18 protein-coding genes, 4 pseudogenes and 1 riboswitch are annotated in these 23,049 nt (G+C 47.6%); of the genes and pseudogenes, 11 read left to right on the forward strand and 11 right to left on the reverse strand.

The window, feature by feature from the left end; genetic code table 11:
* Positions 1 to 97: 97 nt before the first annotated feature.
* The 10 genes and pseudogenes from FCL45_RS13140 to FCL45_RS13185 form a co-directional block, all read right to left on the reverse strand.
* Positions 98 to 484, reverse strand: a complete 387-nt coding sequence (locus FCL45_RS13140) for a response regulator (protein WP_136797826.1) — start codon at positions 482 to 484, stop codon at positions 98 to 100.
* A 234-nt stretch (positions 485 to 718) separates the two neighbouring features.
* Positions 719 to 1,645, reverse strand: coding sequence for a methylenetetrahydrofolate reductase (locus FCL45_RS13145; protein ID WP_136797825.1), 927 nt, complete (start codon positions 1,643 to 1,645; stop codon positions 719 to 721).
* Positions 1,642 to 2,310: a methylenetetrahydrofolate reductase C-terminal domain-containing protein gene (locus FCL45_RS13150; RefSeq protein WP_136797824.1), complete on the reverse strand. Its 669-nt coding sequence runs from the start codon at positions 2,308 to 2,310 to the stop codon at positions 1,642 to 1,644. Before FCL45_RS13150 ends, FCL45_RS13145 begins: the two co-directional genes overlap by 4 nt.
* Positions 2,311 to 2,313: 3 nt before the next feature.
* Positions 2,314 to 2,826, reverse strand: coding sequence for a hydrogenase iron-sulfur subunit (locus FCL45_RS13155; RefSeq protein WP_136797823.1), 513 nt, complete (start codon positions 2,824 to 2,826; stop codon positions 2,314 to 2,316).
* The gene (locus FCL45_RS13160) at positions 2,823 to 6,437 is read right to left on the reverse strand and encodes a 4Fe-4S binding protein (RefSeq protein ID WP_476700517.1); all 3,615 of its coding nucleotides are present in this window, start codon (positions 6,435 to 6,437) and stop codon (positions 2,823 to 2,825) included. The genes FCL45_RS13155 and FCL45_RS13160 overlap by 4 nt, the downstream gene beginning before the upstream one ends.
* 113 nt (positions 6,438 to 6,550) lie before the next feature.
* On the reverse strand, positions 6,551 to 7,453 hold the full coding sequence (locus FCL45_RS13165; protein ID WP_136797821.1) for a CoB--CoM heterodisulfide reductase iron-sulfur subunit B family protein: 903 nt from the start codon (positions 7,451 to 7,453) through the stop codon (positions 6,551 to 6,553).
* Complete coding sequence (locus tag FCL45_RS13170) at positions 7,450 to 8,013, reverse strand: 4Fe-4S dicluster domain-containing protein (RefSeq protein WP_136797820.1); 564 nt, start codon at positions 8,011 to 8,013, stop codon at positions 7,450 to 7,452. Before FCL45_RS13170 ends, FCL45_RS13165 begins: the two co-directional genes overlap by 4 nt.
* Positions 7,985 to 9,613, reverse strand: coding sequence for an ATP-binding protein (locus FCL45_RS13175; RefSeq protein WP_136797819.1), 1,629 nt, complete (start codon positions 9,611 to 9,613; stop codon positions 7,985 to 7,987). The genes FCL45_RS13170 and FCL45_RS13175 overlap by 29 nt, the downstream gene beginning before the upstream one ends.
* A 17-nt stretch (positions 9,614 to 9,630) precedes the next feature.
* A complete protein-coding gene (locus FCL45_RS13180) occupies positions 9,631 to 10,506 on the reverse strand; it encodes a methylenetetrahydrofolate reductase (RefSeq protein WP_136797818.1) in 876 nt (291 codons plus the stop codon).
* A gap of 666 nt (positions 10,507 to 11,172) precedes the next feature.
* A pseudogene (locus tag FCL45_RS13185) lies at positions 11,173 to 12,206 on the reverse strand (IS3 family transposase); the annotation flags it as partial.
* A gap of 66 nt (positions 12,207 to 12,272) precedes the next feature.
* On the opposite strand from FCL45_RS13185, the pseudogene FCL45_RS13195 reads away from it, so the two are divergent.
* The 3 genes and pseudogenes from FCL45_RS13195 to FCL45_RS13205 all read left to right on the forward strand — a co-directional run.
* Positions 12,273 to 13,249 (forward strand): annotated as a pseudogene (locus FCL45_RS13195) (IS3 family transposase); the annotation flags it as partial.
* 213 nt (positions 13,250 to 13,462) lie between these two features.
* A complete protein-coding gene (locus tag FCL45_RS13200) occupies positions 13,463 to 14,521 on the forward strand; it encodes an IS110 family RNA-guided transposase (RefSeq protein WP_136800040.1) in 1,059 nt (352 codons plus the stop codon).
* Positions 14,522 to 14,533: 12 nt separating this feature from the next.
* A pseudogene (locus FCL45_RS13205) lies at positions 14,534 to 14,737 on the forward strand (IS3 family transposase); the annotation flags it as partial.
* Between the two features lie 27 nt (positions 14,738 to 14,764).
* Here the strand turns inward: FCL45_RS13205 and FCL45_RS13210 are convergent.
* Positions 14,765 to 14,911: a transposase gene (locus tag FCL45_RS13210; protein ID WP_176360045.1), complete on the reverse strand. Its 147-nt coding sequence runs from the start codon at positions 14,909 to 14,911 to the stop codon at positions 14,765 to 14,767.
* 611 nt (positions 14,912 to 15,522) lie between these two features.
* Here FCL45_RS13210 and FCL45_RS13215 point away from each other — a divergent pair.
* The 8 genes and pseudogenes from FCL45_RS13215 to FCL45_RS13260 all read left to right on the forward strand — a co-directional run bounded on the left by FCL45_RS13215 (position 15,523) and on the right by FCL45_RS13260 (position 23,021).
* Entirely contained in the window at positions 15,523 to 15,792 is a 270-nt protein-coding gene (locus FCL45_RS13215; RefSeq protein ID WP_136796007.1) for a hypothetical protein, read from the forward strand.
* A gap of 100 nt (positions 15,793 to 15,892) precedes the next feature.
* Positions 15,893 to 16,285, forward strand: coding sequence for a hypothetical protein (locus FCL45_RS13220; protein WP_176360046.1), 393 nt, complete (start codon positions 15,893 to 15,895; stop codon positions 16,283 to 16,285).
* A 100-nt stretch (positions 16,286 to 16,385) separates the two neighbouring features.
* On the forward strand, positions 16,386 to 17,021 hold the full coding sequence (locus tag FCL45_RS13225) for a class I SAM-dependent methyltransferase (protein WP_136796005.1): 636 nt from the start codon (positions 16,386 to 16,388) through the stop codon (positions 17,019 to 17,021).
* Positions 17,022 to 18,325: 1,304 nt separating this feature from the next.
* Entirely contained in the window at positions 18,326 to 18,847 is a 522-nt protein-coding gene (locus tag FCL45_RS13235; RefSeq protein ID WP_136796004.1) for a hypothetical protein, read from the forward strand.
* A gap of 226 nt (positions 18,848 to 19,073) precedes the next feature.
* Positions 19,074 to 19,685, forward strand: a pseudogene (locus tag FCL45_RS25310) (transposase); the annotation flags it as partial.
* 250 nt (positions 19,686 to 19,935) lie between these two features.
* Positions 19,936 to 20,058 (forward strand): RNA repair domain-containing protein, encoded by a 123-nt coding sequence (locus tag FCL45_RS13250; protein WP_167495672.1) that lies wholly within the window; start codon positions 19,936 to 19,938, stop codon positions 20,056 to 20,058.
* A gap of 547 nt (positions 20,059 to 20,605) precedes the next feature.
* A riboswitch (cyclic di-GMP riboswitch) is annotated at positions 20,606 to 20,703 on the forward strand.
* 93 nt (positions 20,704 to 20,796) lie between these two features.
* Positions 20,797 to 21,138, forward strand: a complete 342-nt coding sequence (locus FCL45_RS13255) for a multicopper oxidase domain-containing protein (RefSeq protein WP_136796000.1) — start codon at positions 20,797 to 20,799, stop codon at positions 21,136 to 21,138.
* 530 nt (positions 21,139 to 21,668) lie between these two features.
* Positions 21,669 to 23,021, forward strand: coding sequence for an MATE family efflux transporter (locus FCL45_RS13260; protein ID WP_136795999.1), 1,353 nt, complete (start codon positions 21,669 to 21,671; stop codon positions 23,019 to 23,021).
* Positions 23,022 to 23,049: the final 28 nt, after the last annotated feature.

Genomic DNA, 23,049 nt, shown 5'->3' on the forward strand with positions numbered 1-23,049 from the left:
TTCAGGTGGCGTCAAATTCGAAGTTTTCGGTGTTAAGCTATAGTGTGTACTATGCTTAACACCGAAACACTGAAGAAGATGATGCTAGATGGACTGATTATACTAACCAGCGGCGAATCAAACTGAGCAGCTCCGGCGGATCAACCGGCTTCGGCATATAATCCTCAGCCTCACTCTCCAGCATATCGCGGTGCGAATACTTGGAAGTGGTGACCCGATCTGCAACCGCAGTCAACAAAATTATGGGAATATCCTGGGTTTCCGGGTTGCTTTTAAGAGCTGCACAGGCTGCATGGCCGTCCATAACCGGCATCATCACATCCAGCACGATGATGTCAGGCCTTGCGGTCTTGACCGCCTCTATTCCCTCCTTACCGTCGTAGGCTACCTGCACGTTGTAGCCGCCGCTTTCCACGATCACTTTCACAGCTTCTACGAAATCAGGATCGTCATCAACCAGCAGTACAGTTTTTTTCTCAGCCATAATGTTCTCCCTGAAGAGTGGAACTGTTTTTTTTTTGCTTATTGCTGTGTGAACCGACTGTCCCCGGGTCTGTTCAACCAGCTTTTGCTTAAAGAGTTGGCCGGAAAATTGGCATTTTGCTGCAGGTCAAGGCATTGATTGGGAATTAAGCGGAGCCACATACTGAATATTGCGAGCATTGATTTCCAATCAATAACGCAGAACTGGAGCAAAAAGGCTTTCTCCGGTACACTCTCAGGCGACTATGGGGCGGGGCAACAGCCCCGCATCTCCAATGATTTTTTCCAGTTTTTCCTCCCATTCGATGGCCATCACATGAACGCCTGCGATTCCCTCAATTTCTTTTAACTCCTGAATCTGCTCGACACACATCTCGATACCCTTTTCCGCTTGTTTCTCCTTGGGCTCGTCGCCGATGCGTTTGATGACCTCATCGGGGATGTCCATGCCGGCCACAAATTTTTTCATGAATTTGGCCATGCCTGCCGACTTGAGTGGAGTGACACCGGCCAGTATCTTGCAACTCTCATGCAGGCCCTCTTTTTTCGCATCTTCCATGTACTGTTTGAACTTATCCATATTATAGATGCACTGGGTCTGCACAAAATCGGCTCCGGCCTGAACTTTCAGCTTAAATCTGGGCACCCTGATTTCATAGGGGTCGGCAAAGGGATTAACCGCACAGCCGATAAAGAATTCCGGTTTGCCCTCAAGCTTCTTGCCGGAGGGAAAGATTCCATCGTCACGCATTCGCCTGACCATGTCGATCAGCTGGATCGAGTCAATATCGAAGACGTTCTTAGCCTGGGGATCGTCGCCGAATTTCTGATGATCGCCGGAGAGGCAAAGCAAATTGCGAACACCCATGGCGGCGGCCCCCAGGAGGTCGGATTGCAGGGCGATGCGGTTTCTGTCGCGCACCACCATCTGAATCAGCGGTTCTGTGCCGGATTCTTTCACCAGCAGACACCCGGCAAGAGAGCTCATTCGAACCACAGAGGTCTGGTTATCGGTGACGTTACAGGCATCGACATTGCCTTTAACAAAAGCGGCTTTTTTGCGAACGATATCGGCATCTGCACCGCGGGGAGGCCCGCACTCCGCAGTGACGGCGAAATGGCCCGCATTCATTACTTTTTCCAGGTTGCTTCCCGATTTCATAATGTCATATCCTCCCGTATAATGCGGCGTGGGCCACCGTCACGCGAAGTGCTCCAGCCTTTGTAGGGGATGAGTTTGCCATAATTGTCCATCTGGTTGAGCGCTTTAAGCCGGTCAATGATCAATTGCCAGCCGCAGGCAACATCCGGGGAAACCTCACAGATGCCCTTGGCAGAGCCTCCGCATGGGCCATGAAACAGTGATTTGGCGCAGCGGCTTACCGGGCAGATACCGCCGGTGAGGTGGAGTACACAGTCTCCGCAGCCCTGGCAACGCTCGGCCCACTCTCCCTGCCTCTCCGCCACTCCGAGAAACCCGGTGTTGATCCCAGGCAGGACAGGAGTTGTAGGATATTTCTCTGCAACAAACTGGATGCCGGCACCGCAGGCGATAGAGAGTACTGCATCGTAATCGGCTACATAGGGACGAAGTTGATCGAGGTATTCGGGGTCGCATTGCCGCTCGAGGCACACTTCTTTTATCTCCAGCTTGTTGCCCTTTGCCTCTCTTGCGAGTCGTAGCGAGGAGGAGAGAACCTGTACTTCCTTCTCTCCGCCTACCCGACAGACAGTGACGCAACCAAAGCAGCCAGCCACAACCACACGGCTGTAAGGCTCAAGCATCTCCAGCACTTCTTGGATTGGTTTTGGTGTTCCGGTGATCATTGGCTATGCCTCCTCAGAGACCGGTTCCGGCTCTTTTGCCGATTGGCCCTCTTCTGCTTCTGTTTTTTGAGACTCAGGTGTTGATTCAAGGTCCGGGTTTCGTGCGATATTTACCCGGCTGAAGCCAAGTTGTTCGATATGTTCTGCGAATTCATTCGCATAGGCAGCAAATTTCGCACCTTCACCGGCGCTTAAGTTGTACATTCGTATACGCTCTTCACCGATGCCGATATCCTGTAATATCGTAGCTACCCGGTTCACCCTCGCTTTTGCTCTCAGGTTACCGGAGATGTAATGGCAGTCGCCCTCGAGACAGCCGACTACCATTACACCATCCGCCCCTCCCTCGAACGCCTGCAGCATCAGCGCCTCCTCTATTCTGCCGGTGCAGGGCAACATGACGATGGAGACAGATGGCGGGTATTGCCTTCTTTCCGAACCTGCCAGGTCCGCGGCTGAGTACGCTCAATGGCGGCAGGCAAAGGCGATGATCTTCACAGATTGATCGCTCGTCATGCTGGTACCTCCTCGACAGTTTGTGAACTTTCGGTTGATATATTTTGTGATTCGTCTGGTTGAACGGCTTGTGTACTGCCCGAGTTAACCTTTGCAAAGATATTCTGATCGTTATAGCGACCAAGGTAGATGGTCTTGGCCGGGCATTCGGCAACGCAAATTCCACAACCCTGGCACAGCGCCGGGTTGATCTCGGCGGTATGTTCTTCATTGATGACCGGCACACCATACGGGCAGGCCCGCACACAGGTAAGGCATACCGCACAGTTGACAGGATCTACCTTGGAGACAACCGCAGAGAGAGTGAGCTTGTCCCTCGAGAGTATTGTCAGGGCCCTGGCCACAGCAGCCTGGGCCTGGGAGATAGTTTCCGGAATGTTTTTCGGGCCATGGGCGGTGCCGGCCATGAAGAGCCCTTCGCTGGGCAGATCCACCGGTCTGAGTTTTGCATGTGCCTCGATGAAGAAACCGTTACTGTTTCGGGTGCAACGAAGCATTGAAGAGAGTTCTTCCGTATTGCCTGGCGTAATGCCTGTGGAAAGCACCAGCAGATCAGCTGAAAGAATAACGTCGGCCCGGATGGATGGATCATGGATAGTGATGTTGACTGCCTTTTCTGTTGGCAATACTTCCGGCATATTCTGCTCAGGCTGGTAACGGATGAAATTGACCCCGAGTTCACGCGCCTTGAGGTAATTCAGCTCTCCAAGGCCGTAGGTCCTCATGTCACGATAGAGGATATCCACCCGGCAGTCCTGATTGAGTTCTTTTAAACTCAGGCTGTTCTTGACCGCCTGATTGCAGCAGACCCGCGAGCAGTAGTCCTGATGCTCCGCATCTCTGGAGCCTGCACACTGGATCATCACCACGCTTTTGCAGCCTGCAACGCCCTTTGGGTTTTCTTCGATGAGTTGTTCGAATTCACTCTGGGTGATAACCCGTTTGGCCTCACCGAGACCATAGAGTTTCGGCCGGTTCTCGTGGCCACCTGTGGCGAGGAGGATAGCCCCATGCTTGAGCACTCTGGGGGTACCGGATGGGGTGATGATTTCAGTTTCAAACGAGCCGACAAAGCCGGAATGCTCCACCACCTCGGAGCTGGTGTAGACCTTGATGCGCTCATCCTGCTCCACCTGATGGACGAGAGTGTTCAGGTAATTCTGCACATCAAGACCGTCGGTGGTGCGGCGCAGCCTGTTAAGGTTGCCGCCCAATACAGCCTCTTTTTCCAGCAGATAGACCGAACATCCCTGGTTGGCCGCTTCCAGGGCGGCGTTCATACCGGCCAGTCCGCCGCCGATGATAAGCAGGCGGGTGTCCACCGGGAATTCAATCTCCTGCAATGCTTCGGCGGCAGAAGCGTTGGCCACGGCCATCCTGGTGAGCTGTTTGGCTTTTTCCGTGGCTTTTTCAGGCTCCAGCGGGTGAACCCAACTGCATTGGTCGCGGATATTTGCCATGTCGAAATAATATTTGTTCAGGCCTGCCGCCCGGATGGTGGACATGAATAAAGGCTCATGGGTGGTAGGCGAGCAGGCCGAAACAACTATGCGATTGAGGTTATGTTCTTCTATGATTTCACGCATGCGCTCCTGGGTATCCTGGGAGCAGGTGTAGAGCGGTTTATCGACGTAGACGACGCCGGGCAGGGTAGAGGCATAGTTCATCACCTCTTCCACGTTGACAACAGAGGCGATATTGGCTCCACAGTGACAGATAAATACGCCAATTCGAAGCGCATCGTCTGCGATAGTTTTTTCTTCTGGCAGCGTTTCCCTGCTAATAAGGCTGTTTCTGGCGCTAGATAACGGTGCGGAGGCAGCCTGGGCCGCGCCGGATGCTTCGATAACAGTCTCTGGTATATCTTTAGGGCCGTTGAAAGCTCCGCTTGCAAAAATACCGGGGCGGGAAGTGGTGAGTGGTGCGAATGAACTGGTACTCGCGAAACCATATTTATCCATTTCGATCTGCAGTTTTTCGGCCAGTTTCCAGCTCTCCTTTTTGACCTGGATACCCACCGAGAGCACCACCATGTCAAAGGTCTCACGCTGACGTAGGCCGTTCTCATCGGTATAACGCAACTCCAGATCACCGGTCTGCGGATCTTCGTAGGCGCGACTCACCATGGCCCGCACATATCGCACCTTATTGTTCTTGGCACGTTCGATGTAGTTGTCGAAATTCTTGCCGAACGAACGCATATCGATATAGAAAATAGTTGGTTCGATGGCCTTGTCATGCTCGCGTGCGATGTACGCCTCTTTGGTGGCATACATACAGCAGACTGATGAGCAGTATTCCCGGTTGCAGCTTTGATCGCGTGACCCGACGCATTGAATCCAGGCTATCTTCTTCGGGTGGCTGTTGTCGCCCGGCCGTACAACCTCGCCGGAGGTGGGGCCGGAGGCGGAGAGCAGCCGTTCAAACTCGATTGAGGTGAGAACGTTTTTATAGATACCGTAACCGAATTCCGCACGTAGCTTGGGATCACTCACCTCAAACCCCGGCGAGAAAATCACTGAGCCGACTTCGATCTCGGTCTCTGTGACCACATCTTCATACCTTATGGCTCCAACTCCGCAGACGGATTGGCAGATGCCGCAATTGCCGGTATTGAGCTGTACACAGCTGGTTTCATCTATCACCGGCACCCTTGGAACAGCTTGCGGATAGAAAATGTTGACGGGTTTTCTGCTATTGAGCCGTTCATTGAACTCATCGAGCAAGGGCTCGGCGGTGCGGTTACTGAGTTTGTCCATCGCCAGAAAATCTACAGGGCATACCGAGATACAGGCCCCGCACATCTGGCAGATATCCGTGCCAGCCTCGATACCGTTCTTATCAAGCTTCAGGGCGCCTATACCCATAACCTCCTTGCACATCAGGCTGCAGAGACCGCAACGGATGCACTGCTCCGGTGCCATTTCTGAAAACTCTTTCTTGATTTCGGCAGAACGGGTAACCAGAGCGGCACCAAGACTTTGTTCGAGATCCAGAGCGTTGGTGATCTCAATTGCATCAAACTTGGCGGGGCAGGCTGAATAACAGGCACCGCAGGCTGTACACAACGCCTGATCTATCACAGCTTGTTCACCTTTCTGCCAGTTGATAGCAGCTTGCAGGCAGGCTTTCTTGCACAGGCCGCATTTGCCGCATTTGTCTGTATCGACAGTAAAGGTCCAGGGCTGAATCTTCGTGGGACGTGGCGGCAGGGAGCCGGTAATGATCTTCTTTTCTTTGGCTCTGAGAGGTTTGCGTTTTCCGTCTTTTTCTTCAAACTCCGGAAAATCGGAGCGGTGAGTTACCGGACAGGTATATTCACAGAGCCCGCAGCCTGTGCAGCTGTTGGTGTCAACATAGCGGGCGCGGCTGGTGACGATAGCTTTGAAGTTGCCCTGTTCGCCATCCAGCGAGCTGAGTTCGCTATGGGTAAACAGCTCTATATTTCGATGTTTGCCCACTTCAACCAGTTTGGGTGAAACGATGCACATCGAGCAGTCATTGGTTGGGAAGGTCTTATCGAGCTGGGCCATTTTACCGCCAATGGCCGGGGATTTTTCGATCATGTAGACCTTGTAGCCGCTGTTGGCCAGGTCGAGGGCCGACTGCATGCCGCTGATACCACCGCCGATAACAAGTACGGCACCGGTGGGGAGCGTTGTGGTCTCTGTGCCGGATTCTGTGCTTGATCCTGTTTTTAAACCGGGATTGAAGAGATCAGGAGTCATGCTGATTCCTCCTTTTGAGATGTAGTCTCTGTCGTACTCCCTGAGGCTGTCCCTACATTGTGAGCAGAACGTTCCATATGGGCTTGCAGGGCGTGGGCAGGTACCAGATGCACCTTCTGCTGTTTTTCAGGGTACGAGCCGGTCAGGGCTGCGGCGATCAGTTCAGTTGCATAATAGACAACCATTGATGCTCCCGGTGGGAGTTCCTGCCTGCTTTCCACATTGGCCTGACACATGGGGCAGTCCGTTACCATGGCTGTCGCTCCTCCACGGCGGGCGGCTTCAACAATCTCACCAACCAGCTTGCCTGCGATATCGGGTCTGGTCATGGTAAGACTGCCGGAGCAGCACTCTGTTTTATGTGACCATGAGACAGGATCTGCGCCGATTGCCGTAACTATGTTCTCAAGCGTGGTGGGCATTTCATGATTGGGCGCATCGGTTATATGAGGTGGCCTGAGTGACAGACAGCCGTAATAACAGGCAACTTTCATTTTGCCGACCGGTTGAATTACTTTATCGGCGATGAGTTCAAGTATTTCAGGCTCAGCCAGAAAAGTAGAGATATGGACCAGTTTGAAGTCCGGGTTATAGTCGGTTACATCCCAGTATTCCGGATCTTCGCGTAAGGCTTTATCGGCTGCCTTTAGTCTCTGGTAGCAGGCAGAGCAGGGGATCAGAACGTTATCCGAAGATTTTGCAGCGAGCAGGAGGTTGCGGATAGAAAGACGCATGGCGACTTCATGATTGGTCATATGGGCGGAGGAGGCACCGCAACAGTTCCAGTCTTCTATCTCGTTCAACTCAACGCCGATTGTCTGACAAACTTCCAAGATGGTGTCGTTGTAGTCACGGGCTGTGCCCTGTAGCGAGCAGCCCGGGTAGTATGTCATTTTCATCGCTCATACTCCTTTCCTTTGCCCGCAAAGATTTCGCGAATTTCAGGTTTACCTTCGATGGAATGGGGGAGCAGGCTCAGTTTTCCTTTGGCCAGCATGGAAATGCCAAGCTTCATATCCCCTGCATAATCCCCTGAACGTAATTTGTAGGCACCAATCATACCGATTTCATAGGTGCGGCCCCAGCGCCTGACCGACTCAAGAAAAGAGGCATGGAAGGCGGGAACCTGAGGGACGGCTGGCGGGATGTCTTTTCTGAGAGCAAGTTCCCGCAGCACATCCATCAGGGCTGTAATATCAATGTCATTCGGGCAACGGGTTGCGCAGGTATCACAGGAGGCGCAAAGCCAGATGGTGCTGCTGGCAAGAAGCTGGTCTTCCATGCCGTATGAGGCAAGTCGCACGATCTCCATTGGCTGCAGGTCAAAGTAATCCGCCACCGGGCACCCGGCAGAGCAACGGTTACATTGATAACAGGTCTGTACGTCGATATCGCGGGAGCTCAGTTTTTTCAGGAGCTTTCTGCTTCCCTTAGCTGGTGAAATGGGGCTGTTTTGCATGGCTTTCTCCAGTCGAGGTTTGCTCTGTTTTGTGTTCAGTATCAGGCTTCTGGCCGGAAATGCTTTTCCCTGTGTCCTGTACTGCCGGAAATCGTAAAGAAAACGTGGTGCCTGAAGGAGAAGATTCTATAACACGTATGGTGCCCTGGTGTTCTTTGACAATGGCGTAAGAAACCGAAAGGCCGAGGCCCGTACCTTCTCCAGGTTTTTTGGTGGTAAAGAAGGGGTCGAAAATTTTCTTCTGCTGATCGGGCGTGATGCCGTGACCACTGTCCTTGATCAGTAGTTCGGCCAACTCACGCCCGGCTCTGTTGCGGGTGGTGATAGTCAGGGTGCCGCCGTACTCCATGGCCTGGGCACTGTTTACCATGATATTCATCACAACCTGGTTAAGGCGGATAGCGTTGCCGAATATCGGACAGAGATCCTGTGCCAGGTTGAGGACGATTTCGATGTTATGAAAGGATGGCTGGTTTTTAAGTACCCCTAGTGTCTTGGTAACCACCTCGTTGAGGTTGAGGCGGTCCATCTCGTAACTGGTCTGGTGACTGAATTCCAATAGATCAGCTACAATGACCTTGCAGCGTTCTGCTTCGCGGATAATGGTCTCCAGGTCTTGCTGCAGGGGGTGATCCTGGCCCAGATCCTCAAGCACCATGTTGGCATAGAGCATAATACCGGACATGGGATTATTGATTTCGTGGGCGACCCCGGCGGCAAGGCGGCCAAGCCCTGCCATTTTTTCAGACTGCATCAGCATCTGATGGGTGTTTTCGAGGTCTTCCTCGATCTTCTGCATGGCACGCAGGTCCGTGAAGATACCGCAGGTGGCGATTTCCTGGTCATTGTCATAGATTATGCCGCCGGAAAAATTTACGGGAATGCTTTCGCCATTTTTGTGTCGGACGGTCAACTCCTGGTTGCGGAGCTTGCCTTTGCCGCCATATTCTTCGCTTCGCATACGGGCAATGACTTCATAGGCCACACCTTCATTGTAGATCTGGGTGACATGGAAACCGTTGCGGGTTTCTTCTTCACTGTAACCAAGCAGTGATTGCGCACCTTCGTTGAAAAGGATGATCTTGCCCCTCATATCGGCTGCGATGATGCCATCCACCGAGGAGTCGATCAGGTTATGAAAGAAGACATTTCTGCGGCGTAACTCACGCTCAAGACTTTTAAGATGGGAAATGTCGATCAGGTAGAGAATGTAATAATCAGGAGCAGAGGCAGGATAGACAAATACGATATCAAGTACCCGCCGCTCATCCTCAGTTTCATTGTCATGGCTGCCAATAGATATTTCTTTTCTAAACCGCGACTTACGGCTTGTAGGGCGTGAGGTGAAAAAGCTTTGGAAAAGATCAATCAGTGTCCTGTTCTCACCGGTAAAGATGTCTCTGAGATGGCGTCCAGCCAGCTCGGTATAAGGGGTCTCAAGAAATCTGCTGGCTGCCGGATTGGTATAGATGATTTTATGGTCGGTACTCACAACCATCACCCCGTTGGGGGTCTCTTCCAGGATCTGGTGTGCGTACGGTTCGGTATCGAAGTAGTCACCGGCACTGATACTGAACTGAAGAGGTAGATGATTGGCCATCGCTTCTATCTCCAGGTTTATCGTCCGATCATAGTGAGGAACTCGGGTAGTCGTTCGCCAAGGCCAATGGCAACCAGAACAGTTCCATCGCTCATGGTTTCAAGCTCACGATACAACTCTGCGGCTATGTGCATGCCGGCATCCCTTTTGACCGGTGCATCCATCATCTTCTTTAAGTACTCCTGGGGAACCGACGGGACACCCGGGAGATTGTTGAGGTAGCGAATCATTACCACCGACTTGAGAAACATTATGGAGGTATAGAGGCGAATATTGTTCTGTTCCGCTGCGGGCACGAACAACTCGAGGATGTTCAGATCGTAGGTGGGGCCTAATGTTACCGAGCGAACACCCTGGTCGGCCATAGCCGGGAACGATTCGGCAAGTTTCCGATTGACTGCAGCATCGTCAGATAATTCTAGGGAAACCCCTACCTCATAGGCAGTTGGTCCGTCCAGTTCTTCGCCGGCAAGGTCGCGCCCTCTGGTGAGCGAAGTTGCACATTTTATCATGGCAGGCATGTCGAGATCGCCGCTGGACTTGGCCATGGGCTGGTCACCCTCTGAGGTATCGTGGCCAACCTGTAACACTACTTCTTTTACACCCAAAGCAGCTGCCGCGAGTAGATCGGCCTGGAAGGAGATACGGTTTCGGTCACGACCGTTGATGACCATCTGAGGTGTAAAACCGATGTCGGAAAGAGTAAGGCACGGAGCAATGGGCGACATGCGCATGATGGCATTTTCACAGTCGGTAATTCGAATTGAATCGACACGCCCGCGTATTTGCAGGGCAAAATCGAGAAATGATTCGAGGTTAGCTCCTTTGGGGGGATCGAGTTCGGCAATGACGCGAAATGGAGATTCCTGGGAACGTCCTTGAAAATCGTGCATGGTGCCTCCTGTATGCAGAATTGCAATGTGCGAATTCTTTTTAAATTACACACACGATGGCGCAGCAAGTGGCGCGTCGTGCATCAATTTGCATGATTATAGGAAGCAGGCACGGGCAAGATGAATTGTGCAGAAAGCTGGCAGTGGACAGCGGTAGAGTAGAGCAGTACTCGTGGGCAGTGTAGGGGACAGGTAGGGTGAGATCGAATAACTGCTCCTCCATATCGTCTGGCGATACGAAGAGACCTGTCTACACTCGCCTCTGGTGAACAAGAGGCGAGGCACTTTCCTCTACCTTTATTCACCACCGCTGTGTGTATTTCAGATATACATGGGGATTTTATGAATGTCAAATGGGCAGTAGGTGTGCTGCTAAAAGTGATTTATATCCGGAATGATAAGGGATGAGCCGATAAGTCTGTTGAAGAAGTATTGTAATTTAAGGGGATCTGGGAATATCTACTGGTAGTGGAAAGGCTGGCTGAATTGAGAAGATGTTTATTGGAGGGAAGTGCTATTGGTCCGGTAGTGAATTGAAATCTTTGAATAATAAATATTTATACAAAACATATGCGAAATTTATAAAAAACAGCATCACCATTACTTCTTGTCTACTAATCGGGCAACGCTGGTTGAGGCCGGTCGGCAATAGCGGACACCAAAATATTACGCTGTATTTTGCTCTTTGAAAAATTGTTGTTCATAAGCGGCAGGTGAAAGGTAATCCAATCTCTTCTGACGCCTTTGGCGGTTATAGAAAATTTCGATGTACTCCGTGATTTCCTTTATCGCTTCATTTCTGGTGACGTAGCGACGATGGTGGACCAACTCATTTTTCAATACTCCCCAGAAGCTTTCGATGGGTGCGTTATCATAACAGTTACCGCGACGACTCATAGAAGCGCGCATACCGAATTGGTCGAGCAATCTTCGATACTCCAGAGCACAATACTGACTGCCTCGGTCCGAATGATGGATCAAGCCTTCGGGTGGGCGCTTGGAAGCAACAGCACGAAAAAGTGACTGGCTGACCAAGTTCTTTGTCATTCGCTCACCCATTGCATAGCCGACGATCTCCCCTGTGAACAGATCTTTATGACCAGCGAGATACAACCAGCCTTCGGCAGTGGAAATGTACGTAAGATCAGTAACCCAGACCTGGTTGGGGGCCTTGGCTTCAAACTTCTGTTCAAGAACATTCTCGGCAATCGGCAAGCGATGATTTGAGTTTGTAGTTGCCTTGAACTTTTTCACCTGCTTGCAGCGAATACCGTGTTCCTTGCGGATGCGTTTGATCCTATGCACTCCTACATGAACACCATGCTCGGCCAGGTCACTCTGCAAGCGTTCAGGGCCATACGTTTCTCTATTTCTTTTGTGAGCCGCTTTGATCTCGATGACAAGCCGTGTCTCTTCTTGCCGTCGTGGTGATTCCGGGCGTTTCAGCCAAGCATAATAGCCGCTTGAAGAAACAGCTAGAACCTGGCAGAGCAAAGGCACTGCATACTCAGGTCGAAGCTCTGTAATTATCGCGTACTGTGCAGCGACTCCTTGGCAAAGTACGCGGCTGCTTTTTTTAGGATGTCGCGCTCCTGCTTGACCTGAGCCAGCTCTCGTTTAACACGATTGAGTTCTAACTCGATTTCGGTTAATGGCTGTTGGTGGCCACCTATATTGCCTAGTTTACCGGCCCTGAATGCTGATCCTGCTATAAAAGAGTGGACACTCAGATAAGCCAATATTAAAGAGATTGGCAGGAGGAAGATATGAGTGTTCAAAGAAGAAGATACGATCCAGATTTCAAGCGCAATGCAGTTCAGCTGACCGATGATCCCGGCAGGTCAGTGCAAGATGTAGCCGACAGTCTCGGTATCTCTAAAGACCTTCTCTACAAGTGGAGGCGTGAGTTTCGAGCCAAAGAAGAACTAGCTTTCCCTGGGAACGGTCGTGAGGCTCTGACTGAGCAGGAAAAGAAAATCAGGGACCTTGAGAAAAAGCTCAAGGATGCCGAGATGGAACGAGATATCCTAAAAAAAGCTGTGGCCATCTTCAGCAGAGCACCGAAATGAAATATAGATTCATTGAAAAGAACCGCTCAGCATTTCCGGTGAAGAAGATGTGCCAGGCTTTAGAAGTTACCCCGAGTGGTTTCTATCGTTGGGAGAAAGCCCCTATCTCCACGCGAAAACGAGAAAATATACGGATTAAAGAGCGCGTGAAGGAAATCTTTAGCGCTCATAAAGGCATGGTCGGCAGCCCGCTTGTTACCGCTGACTTGCGAGATGAGCGTGAATTTTCCAGCGTTAGTCGGCCTCGCGTTGCGCGATTAATGAAAGAAATGGGGTTGAGGTGCAAAACAACAAAGAAATTCGTAGTAACAACCGATTCAAAACATAAGCAACCTGTAGCGTCGAATCTGCTCGATCGTAAATTCTCAGTTTCAGCTCCAAACACCGCCTGGGTGAGCGATATCACCTACATCAAGGTCGGTGCAAAATGGCATTATCTCACAGTGTTTATTGATCTATTCTCTCGCGCGATTGTTGGCTGGGATCTGAGCGATTCCCTGGAGAGTAAATCTGCAATATATGCACTTAAAAAAGCAATAATGAGGCGCAGGCCTGCACCAGGTTTGATGATCCATAGTGATCGTGGCATTCAGTATGCAAGTTCCAGTTTCAGGGCTGTACTAACACAGAATGGATATATTCAAAGCATGAGTCGCAAGGGAAATTGTTGGGATACTCAGTTATAGTGGTATTGAATGTCAGGCTAGCCTGACCCGTGCTGGGATTGGCTCTATTGCCTTTGCGTTGACCTGTCGGCTGGCCCTGGCGTTCCCCATGCATCACTGGGCCGATTGCTTGTGACCTAATAGGAGCTTTGTCCTGCATCTTGAGTGTCCTGTCCTGTAATCCGGGCTGGTGATACCTACTAAACTTTTAGGAGGTAGTCGATGAGCAGCCAACTGACACGTGAGGTAATCCTTGGTGTTGATACCCACTTGGACCAGCACATTGGAGTCGTCATTGATAGCGTAGGCAAACTTTTAGGTCATTTATCAGTTACAGCTAATTCAAAAGGATATAAACAATTAGCTAAATGGGCTCGATCTTTTGGAGACCTGCAAAGAGCGGGGATTGAAGGTACTGGAACTTATGGTGCGGGCCTGGCCAGGTATCTTGCTGCGGAGGATGTTTTAGTTCTGGAAATTAATCGACCAGATCGTTCAATGCGCCGATTTCGTGGAAAATCTGATCCAACAGATGCTGAGAGTGCAGCCCGCACCGTTTTATCAGGTACCGACTGTGCAGTTCCAAAATCACAGTCAGGTGCAGCAGAAGCAATGCGTATTATTTCAGTTGCTCGACGTAGCACGGTTAAATCCAGGACACAGACAATCAACCAGCTAAGAGGCTTGTTAATTTCTGCGCCAGATGAAATAAGATCAAGATTATGGAAATCAAATGCTGCCGAGTGTGCGAAATGCTGTGCACGCCTTCGTTCTTTGGGTGAAACAAACTGGTCGAAAACCTTGGCAACAACACTTCGCCTCCTTGCTAAGCGCTGGTTATACTTGACAGAAGAACTGAAGTTATTAGACAAAGATCTGGAACAATTGACTGCAAAAGCAGCTACGCGGGTGCGTAAGCAGTTTGGTGTCGGGCCTCAAACAGCTGCCATATTGCTATCTGTAGCCGGCGATAATCCTGAACGTTTACGAAGTGAATCAGCACTTGCATCGTTGTGCGGTGTTAACCCTTTGGAAGCATCTTCTGGGAAAACAGTCCGTCACCGCCTGAATAGAGGTGGTAACCGAGCTGCAAACAATGCTCTCTGGACGATCGCCATGGTACGCATGAGGAGTGATCCACGCACCCAGGTTTATGTCGCTCGTAGAACTGCAGAAGGAAAATCCGTGAAAGAGATACATCGTTGTTTGAAACGTTATATTGTCAGAGAATTGTACCCATTAATTTTGGCTGATTTGGAAGATGCCGCCTTGACCTCTTGACATAGGAGCGTCAATGCAGTCGCTGAATCCTTCTTTGCCTCTTTGAAGACACAGCTGACTCATCACGTGAAATTTCGCGACAAATTGGAAGCCGAGCATTCACTGTTCAACTATATAGAGGTCTATTTTAATCGTCAGAGGAAGCACTCGACGAACGGTTACAAAGCACCAGCTCTTTTTGAGCAGGAGTGGTGGGATAGGGACAAAACGGCTTAACTAGGGTTCCACTTTATTGTTGCAAGATCATGCTCTTACCCAATTCTCCAGGGTAGATTTTGGCAATTTGAGCTGACGTGATGCCTCGTAGGCAGAAAGACCGCCTTCAACCACTAATTTTGCGGCTTCATCACGAAATTCTTTTGAGTAGCGGCCGTTAGTTCGTTTGCTCATTAGGACACCTCCATGTCGTGGGCTTTATTAACATTGGTGTCCGATTTATTCAACTTACCCCAGGTCGCGGAGAATACTATCATGCAAAATAAGCCTATTGGGAACCTTTATGAACTGATTTTGACCATTTTCATCTCACAATAAACTCGTAACGGCCTGCTCATCTAGACTCAGATCAAAGACTTCTCCACCCCTCTCCAGATTGCTGGATGGAGAATTGGGAAAAATGTAAGAATTGCGGGTTAATTTACAAAGGGTTCGGAGGTATTCGCTATACAGAATTGTGGGTAAGCGTTTTCAATAATTTATCAGAATTACGTATTATACCCGTATGGGTATATCTAGGTTATTTGCGCATAATAGGAGTTTGTACACAACCTGTTACCAGGCAACAAAAGAGTAGAGTTTCCACCCTTGTTGTGGTAATTTCCGACGAAATATCTATAAGATACAGGAAAACTGCTCATCAAAAAATCAAACAAGTACCACAACGGGTAGCTACCCGTTGTGGTACTTGTTGTGAGGCTAAAATGGGAAAACTCCGCAAAAAGGGAGTACTCCTATATTACACGTTAGCGCATACAATTGGAGTAGCATGATTATAAAATGAGGTGGCCAATATTGACATTCCTGTAGAATTTTTTATTAACGCAACAATAATAATAGGTGGAATGAGCATTGCCAGTTATTTGGTGTGGCGAAAGAAATTTAAACAAAAGAATGTGTCATTGCTGTTCTATCAATATGTTTTTCATCCTATCACTTTTTTAAAAGAGCTTTATGTAAATGGGCCAGGTTTTTTAATAATCGCACTATTGCTATTGTTAATGCTATTAGTTAATAAAATAATTATTCCGATAGTCATTGAGCAATTGCAATAATAAATAGTCGCTAACAACTCGTTAGAGAGGGACGCGCAAAAGGCGCGCGCCCCTCAACTCCACTTTATGTTTTAAAACAGATTTAGGGCAAAATATTTCAATGAGAAAATATATAATTTTTATAGTATTAATACTGCTTATGAGCTCAAAATCTAACGCAAGTGAAATGACTAGATTTTCATTCATTTGTAAGGATTTGTCATTTACGATCAATCCTTCAGTACAAACTATTGAATTCTCAAATATTCATTTGTTTTCGGTAGCGGAAATGATAGCCGGCATTCCAATGGGCTATACAACACAAAACCTAAAAGCAGTTAACACTCAATACAATTGGCACAACACCACAATAATTACAATCGATTTTGATAAAGAAATCAGAAGATACTTTGATGGAGAAATGGCCGAAATCGAATTTTCATTTGATGACAATGATGGTATCTATTTAGAAGCTAAAAAACTTGCATGTAAAACTGGTGTTAATAATATATAAATCAACATAACCAGACAATAAACACGGACGCGGTGACCCGCGCCGGTTATCTCCACGTTATGTTTATGTGAATCGGAATTCGAATATAGGAGATACAAGAATGGATATACGTCAAGCATCAAATAAAAACAAATATAATGTTGTTTCTTCTATTTATGATATCGTTGCATTCATTTTGAGCCTTGGACAAGCTAAAAGGCTTTATAGAGAAGTAGCGGCACGACTCAGAGTTCCAACTGGAGCAACAGTGGTAGAACTTGGATGTGGCCCTGGATCTGTGGTACCAAGTTTGCTACACAAATTAGACCCTTCATCACAAATAATTGGTATAGACTTTTCAGACCAGATGATAGAGCTGGCAAACACTCATAAATCCAAGAATGGGTGGAATAATGTCAATTTCGAGTGCATGGACATGTATCAGTATTCACCTGTCAATAAAGCCGATTGTGTAATTTTCTGTCTGTCTCTTACAGCAATACCAAACTACCAAAAAGCAATAGATAAAGCTTTGTCTATTCTAAAGCCTGATGGACAGTTGCTCATTCTTGACTCTATTCCGCTAAAAGGAAAATGGTACTATCCTCTTGCAAATTTATACACACACTTTAAGGCTCTAATCGTTGGAGCCAAACCGGCAGCTGGTATAACAGAATACATCGACAAGAAGACCAAGATACAAGAAAAACACATCATGGTCGGAGGTGTTTACACCTTGCTAGATACTAATATATAAAATCAACATAACAAAAAGTTTTACCTTCGCTCCACTGCTTTCCGCTGGAATCGCTGAAGCTAGCCGGTGAACTCCACGTTATCAATAGAAAGGTACAATGTCATAACATCGTTTACACTTTCTGGTAAGTTTTTCTCCACTACAAAAAGGAGGAAAACATGCCCTGGAAGGAAACAACGATGATGGATGAGAAGCTAGAATCTATCATAGAGTGGATGTCAGGCAATTTCAACTTCTCCGAACTCTGCTGAGAGTTTAATGTTTCAATACCGACAGGCTATTACTACATAGAACCTTTTCAAAAAAAGGTCTTGTCTGGGTACTCTAGAAATTCCGCAAACCATCTAATCATCCTAGACAAACTCCCACAGAAATAGAACAATAAATAAGTTGTTTTTTGCCTTAAGAAACTCGATGGGGTTGAGATACTATTTGGACAAATACTGCGAAAGACTCCTGTAAAAATAAATTCCGTACAATCGACCTTTAACAGGAGATTAAAGGTAAGAATCAGATAGTAAACAAAAAAAGAGGACGAAAATTAAAACCGTTTGCCTGATTTTTGACCCTAAAAACTGCAATGACGTGTGGTGTGCTGATTTTTAGGGGATGTTCAAAATGGGCAATGATGATCCCTGTCATCCTCTCACCATAGCAGACTCATATAGTCGTTTTGTGTTTAGTGCGAAAGGTATGTATGGGGAGCGGCTTGAGCCGACCCAGCAAGAATTTTATAATGGTATTCCGGGAATTTGGTCTGCCTAAACCAAATCATAATGGAACTCCCTTTGTCGCGTTTCAGGCCATACAATGAATCACAGTTTATCGGTCTGGCTCTTAGAGTTTTGTTTAGATATAATTTATTAAGACTTAGGCCAAATTTGAACAGAATGGGCGTTATGAAAGGATTCACAGGGACTTAAAAGGCGGAGCGACCAGACCAGCCGGCTTTAATTTACGAGCACAGCATAGAAAGCTGAATGCGTTCATCTATGAGTATAATTGCGAAAGACCATATGCCGCATATAGATGGAGATCAGCTAAATGGGTAATGGTTTCATCCAGCTTCGCCGAGAAAAAAAATCCCCAGAAGAGATTGGTGAGGGAATCTGAGGGGATACTACAGGCATAAGATGCTTGGATATTCCCATGAGGAGGAACTGAGAATCTATGATGAACTCGGTCGTCTCAAGCGCAACTATGTATAAACGAGGAAGTATACGGAACTATTAACTAATAGTATGCGCCTGATATTTCTTTTGTTTACTTTTAGTCAAAAAAGTCAGCAATAGGAGGGACTGTAAATGCCAATTCATTTCGAAGATACGGATTTCATTTCTGAAGTTAAAGGATTACGTTCTGCCCTAATCGTTCCTTGTAGAATGTGTCCTGCAGCAACCATTGCTGTACGAGAGAAGAAGCCTTTTATGGAATTATTCAAGAGTTTGTTCAAGTCTCAACCTTTCGAACAATATCTTAACACGATCCAGGCCCTGCTAACAGAAAATGGTGTGAAATCGAAGGTATTTGGCTGCACTTTTTATCACCAGTGGTTTATGTGTATGTGGTCTTTGGGAACACGCAAGAAATTATTAAAAGAAGCAAAACAGTATGATGCTGTTTTAGTACTGGGCTGCAGTTCGGCAACTGTAACGGTACGTGACACAGTTAAATCAATCGATTGTAAAGTTATTGAGGGGATGGAAGCAAAAAGCATTATGAACGCCAAATTGAGTTTCCAGTTACCATGTAATGTGTTCTTTAAAGATTGTAAGGAAACTCCGCTAGTCCAGCAGAATACGGAAAAACAGGAAATCCTAGACTGACTGTATCCGATCAATGCAATAATCATCAATTATTACCTGAAAATCTAAATTCTTACCCCTTAATCAAGCAACTTGCTGAAGCCGCTCCTGAAACTGAGATGGACTTCCATTATGGCCAGAAAGTAACAGGAAACCAGAAAAACGGTAAAAGAAGAAAGAACATAAAATCGTTGAATTGCAGCTTTGATCTGAACATTCCCAGAGACCGGGATGTAGTCTCTCCCCCCAGATGGTGAAGAAAAATCAAACCACCATCTGCGATGAAGTGCAGCAGAAAATTCTCGCGTTGTATGGCCTCGGCATGAGCTACAAGGACATCTCATCCCATATTAAGAAAATGTACGGCATTGGCGTTGTAACCGGAATGTTCAGCGCAGGATCCATAGCTACAGTAAAACCTTGGCAAGGCAGACCACTTGAGACTGTTTACACTATCCTGGGTGTTACCCTCGAAGGTTAAAAGGATGTACCTGGTTTGTACATCTCTGAGAATGAGGGAACTAATTTCTGGCTGTAGGTGCTCACGGATCTCTCAAACCTGGGGGAATCAATGATATTTTATCGCTTGCATAGATGGTTGAGAGGCTTTCCTGAGGCAATAGAGGAGATCTTCCCAGAAACGGAAGTGCAGCTCAGGATCGTCCATCAAATCCGCAACTCACTCAAACATGCTCCCTCCAGGAATCATAAAGAGTTCATGGCTGATCTGAAGTGGGCCTACCAGACCAGGCAGGAACCAAGGATGTCGCTGAGGTGGGGCTTGATAACCTGGAGGAGAAGTGGGACGGCAATTATCCTACTGTTATCAGATCGTAGCGTAACATTTGGCAAAGACTGAGCCAATACTTCAAATACCTGGAAGAGACACGACGGAGCATCTATACCACAAATACCATGGAAGTGGTGCATAGTCAGCTTCCCAAGCTGACTATGCCCAAGGGCGCGTTTACGAATCAGGACAACCTTCTCAAACTCCGTTAAAACTGGGAAGTTCAGTCTGTCCCTTGTTGATTCCAGCTATGCTAAGTGTTCTTTGATGTTAACCCAGAAACATTGCCTTTCCTGAAACAGGAACAGGAGAAGCGAAAATGATACCGATCCACAAACTGTTGGCTCGTATACGCTGGGATACTCAATACGCCAAACATGACTTTAAGATTGGTTATTACGACCGAATAGAAGCAAAGATAGTAATTGTTCCTATAAAATAGGTCTGCTTTGAGTCGAGCAACCACTTCTTTCTCTAAGTGTTAGATGATTCAACCGAATTGCACATGATACTTCTCCACCGAATCAGGCAAGTTTATAAGGATGACGAACTTATTTGGGAGCGGCCCATTGTTTAAGGATAAAGAATGGTTACCCCTTGATAATTGATTGATACTTCTTGAGAGGTTCCGTTTAAAAGGGGGCAGTCAGCCCACGATTGATTGCCTGATTGATTGAAACTAGCACCACTCGGGACAGACTCTTATTAAAATAGCTCACGGGGGTTGATACCTGGCTGAAAGAACCTGGGTGCCCAATGGCAGCTTCTGGGGGCAAAGATAGAACTTGGGATCGCCTGGTGAAAAAATGAACTACAAAAAGAGATGCAAAAGTTGAATTTTGTTCAGTAGCTGTATCAAAACAATCTCGTTATGTGCCTATTTATGTGTTGTAAATGAATGACGACCCCTTGACTCAAAGTACCACTTTGTCATAATAGTCTTATCCATGCTGGTTTTGTGATACAGCGTGTTTTCGATGTTAGTTTGCTCCAGAAAAAGCCGAACCAGCCGTGAGGCCGGGGGGAAAGCGACGGGTCCTTTTGTCCGAAGTTTTTCCCGGGAAAAGAGGATGGCCGAGCTGCCCAATGGCAATTTTACCCCTGGAAGGTTTCCCTTAAATGGACCGACAGCTCTGCTGGTGTTGAGAAGGTTGTCCCGCTTGAAAGCGGTGATGAGGCGATGGTTTATGTCACCGAAAATCGGGATCCCTATGATACAGAGGTATGGGAGATCTACAACTTTACAGCTGACGCTCATCCGATCCATCTGCATCTGGTGCGATTTGAGGTGGTTGGCAGGACCCTTTTTAATGGAGATCCAAGTCCTAACGGTAGCGTGCAGCCATGGGAGAGCGGTTTCAAGGACACGGTTATCGCCTATCCAGGGGAAATTACCAGGATCAAGGCCCTGTTTGATATCGAAGGCCTGTATGTCTGGCATTGTCACATCGTCGAACATGAAGATAATGAAATGATGCGCCCCTTTGCCGTAGGCCTTGAGGATGCCGAGGAAGCTCCATAACTCATCAGGAAATAACCCACTCTTGCCGGGGCTCCGATAGCTGGAGCTCCGGCCCTCATTTCACCACTGACAATTCCCTTGCGTCGTCGACTATATCAGTTTTCATCAGCTGACACAAAATTTTGAAAACCCTCGTTTTCCTCGTTTTAGGTGAGTGATGATTAATACTCGTCAGCCATAATCGATTCATAGAAAAATTATATAGACTGAAAAGAAATTCTGTCAAAAGGTTTTGCAGAAATATTGAATGATTATAGTTGAAATCACGTTGTAGTCAGAGAACCCAGCTGGTAGAAAGCGAATATGCATACCAGGTATGGTTATCGGTGCTGGAGGAGATGTTAACCTATCTATTTGATGGGCGCTGATTGTGTTGATGGTATGATTGATTAACCAAAAATAATGGCGGTCTGTTTAGGGTTTAGTTGGCAAAATTAAAACCCTTTCCCCAGTCTTTGAGCTGCTGTTGGTTACGTATTTGTCTAGATACAGCAGATCAGCACTCAAAACGAGTTTAGTCAGACACCATTATGAATAGAGATTTAACGACAGGACCGATTGCAAGAAACATCATCACCCTGGCTTTACCGATTATCGGCGCTGCATTTTTACAGTTTGCCTACAATTTTACCGACATGCTCTGGGTGGGAAGGCTTGGTAGCGAGGCGGTTGCCGCTCTTGGAACATCTGGTTTTCTTCTCCATCTAGCATGGGCAATTATCTCCATCCTGCTGGTGGGTACGACCATCAGGGTTTCCCATGCCATTGGTCAAAAAAATGAGCAACGGGCGGAATCCATTGCATTCAATGCACTTACGGGAACCTTAGTTGCCACCGTGTTGCTGACCATCATCGTATTGTTGTTTCACAAGCAGTTTATCGGATTTTTCCGCCTTAATGATTTGGTTACGGAATCACTGGCGCATGACTACCTGCAAGTTGTCTCAATAGGGTTGGTTTTTCATTTTTCCTCCCAGCTCTTTAACAGCATAAGCCACGGGCGCGGCAATTCGAAAATACCTTTTCTTATCACATTGACCGGTGTGGTGTTGAATATCATCCTTGATCCCATCCTCATTTTTGGATTCGGGCTGGGAGTAAAAGGGGCGGCTTTAGCGACGGTAATAGCACAGGTGGTAAGCGCCTCGTTATTCTGGGTTAAATGTGGGGTCCCTTTCATCGGTCCGATACATTTTGGGAAAATCAACCTTCGTGAAATCGGTGCAATTTGCCGGATAGGATTTCCGCCATCCACACAGCGCATTTTATTTACCCTGGTCGGTATCGTCATTGCCAGAATTGTTGCCAATTGGGGAAGTGATGCCATCGCGGCCCAGAAAATCGGCCTGCAGCTTGAGGCCATGACCTTTATGACCATGGGTGGTATGACCGGTGCTATTGTATCGTTTACCGGTCAGAATTTTGGTAGCAGTGCAATGGACCGGGTTCGCGAAGGATATCGTATCGGCATTGGTATTGCCCTGATCATCGGCGGGACAATGACCACGCTCTTTCTTATATTTGCAGAATCGATGGTGCGGTGGTTTGTTGATGACCCTGACGTTTTAATAATGGGCGCGAGTTATCTAAAAATTATAGGTCTGTCACAGTGTTTTATGTGTGTCGAAATGGTGACATCCGGTGTGATGAACGGGATAGGTAAAACTAAAATTCCGTCACTCATCAATGTCATCTTTACTACAATTCGCGTCCCTTTGGCTTTATGGCTTTCCAGCATCGACTCACTGGGGCTTGACGGCATCTGGTATACCATCCTTATCAGCACCCTATTACGTTGTGCCTTTATCACCCTGGCTTATCATAAGATAAAGGATGAATATATTCCTTTGGAAGAGCTTCTCCTCCGTAGACCAGACCACTGATAAATAAAACATCATGACACCAAAACAC

This window comes from Desulfosediminicola ganghwensis, assembly GCF_005116675.2.
GTDB classification, from domain to species: domain Bacteria; phylum Desulfobacterota; class Desulfobulbia; order Desulfobulbales; family Desulfocapsaceae; genus Desulfopila; species Desulfopila ganghwensis.

Excerpts from the sequence above, each read along its gene's own strand:
- FCL45_RS13140 (WP_136797826.1), bottom strand. The coding sequence starts at position 484 with ATGGCTGAGAAAAAAACTGTACTGCTGGTTGATGACGATCCTGATTTC.
- FCL45_RS13145 (WP_136797825.1), bottom strand. The coding sequence starts at position 1,645 with ATGAAATCGGGAAGCAACCTGGAAAAAGTAATGAATGCGGGCCATTTC.
- FCL45_RS13150 (WP_136797824.1), bottom strand. The coding sequence starts at position 2,310 with ATGATCACCGGAACACCAAAACCAATCCAAGAAGTGCTGGAGATGCTT.
- FCL45_RS13160 (WP_476700517.1), bottom strand. The coding sequence starts at position 6,437 with ATGCAGTCGGCCCTCGACCTGGCCAACAGCGGCTACAAGGTCTACATG.
- FCL45_RS13165 (WP_136797821.1), bottom strand. The coding sequence starts at position 7,453 with ATGAAAATGACATACTACCCGGGCTGCTCGCTACAGGGCACAGCCCGT.
- FCL45_RS13170 (WP_136797820.1), bottom strand. The coding sequence starts at position 8,013 with ATGCAAAACAGCCCCATTTCACCAGCTAAGGGAAGCAGAAAGCTCCTG.
- FCL45_RS13175 (WP_136797819.1), bottom strand. The coding sequence starts at position 9,613 with ATGGCCAATCATCTACCTCTTCAGTTCAGTATCAGTGCCGGTGACTAC.
- FCL45_RS13180 (WP_136797818.1), bottom strand. The coding sequence starts at position 10,506 with ATGCACGATTTTCAAGGACGTTCCCAGGAATCTCCATTTCGCGTCATT.
- FCL45_RS13200 (WP_136800040.1), top strand. The coding sequence starts at position 13,463 with ATGAGCAGCCAACTGACACGTGAGGTAATCCTTGGTGTTGATACCCAC.
- FCL45_RS13210 (WP_176360045.1), bottom strand. The coding sequence starts at position 14,911 with ATGAGCAAACGAACTAACGGCCGCTACTCAAAAGAATTTCGTGATGAA.
- FCL45_RS13220 (WP_176360046.1), top strand. The coding sequence starts at position 15,893 with ATGAGAAAATATATAATTTTTATAGTATTAATACTGCTTATGAGCTCA.
- FCL45_RS13225 (WP_136796005.1), top strand. The coding sequence starts at position 16,386 with ATGGATATACGTCAAGCATCAAATAAAAACAAATATAATGTTGTTTCT.
- FCL45_RS13235 (WP_136796004.1), top strand. The coding sequence starts at position 18,326 with ATGCCAATTCATTTCGAAGATACGGATTTCATTTCTGAAGTTAAAGGA.
- FCL45_RS13250 (WP_167495672.1), top strand. The coding sequence starts at position 19,936 with ATGATACCGATCCACAAACTGTTGGCTCGTATACGCTGGGATACTCAA.
- FCL45_RS13255 (WP_136796000.1), top strand. The coding sequence starts at position 20,797 with ATGGTTTATGTCACCGAAAATCGGGATCCCTATGATACAGAGGTATGG.
- FCL45_RS13260 (WP_136795999.1), top strand. The coding sequence starts at position 21,669 with ATGAATAGAGATTTAACGACAGGACCGATTGCAAGAAACATCATCACC.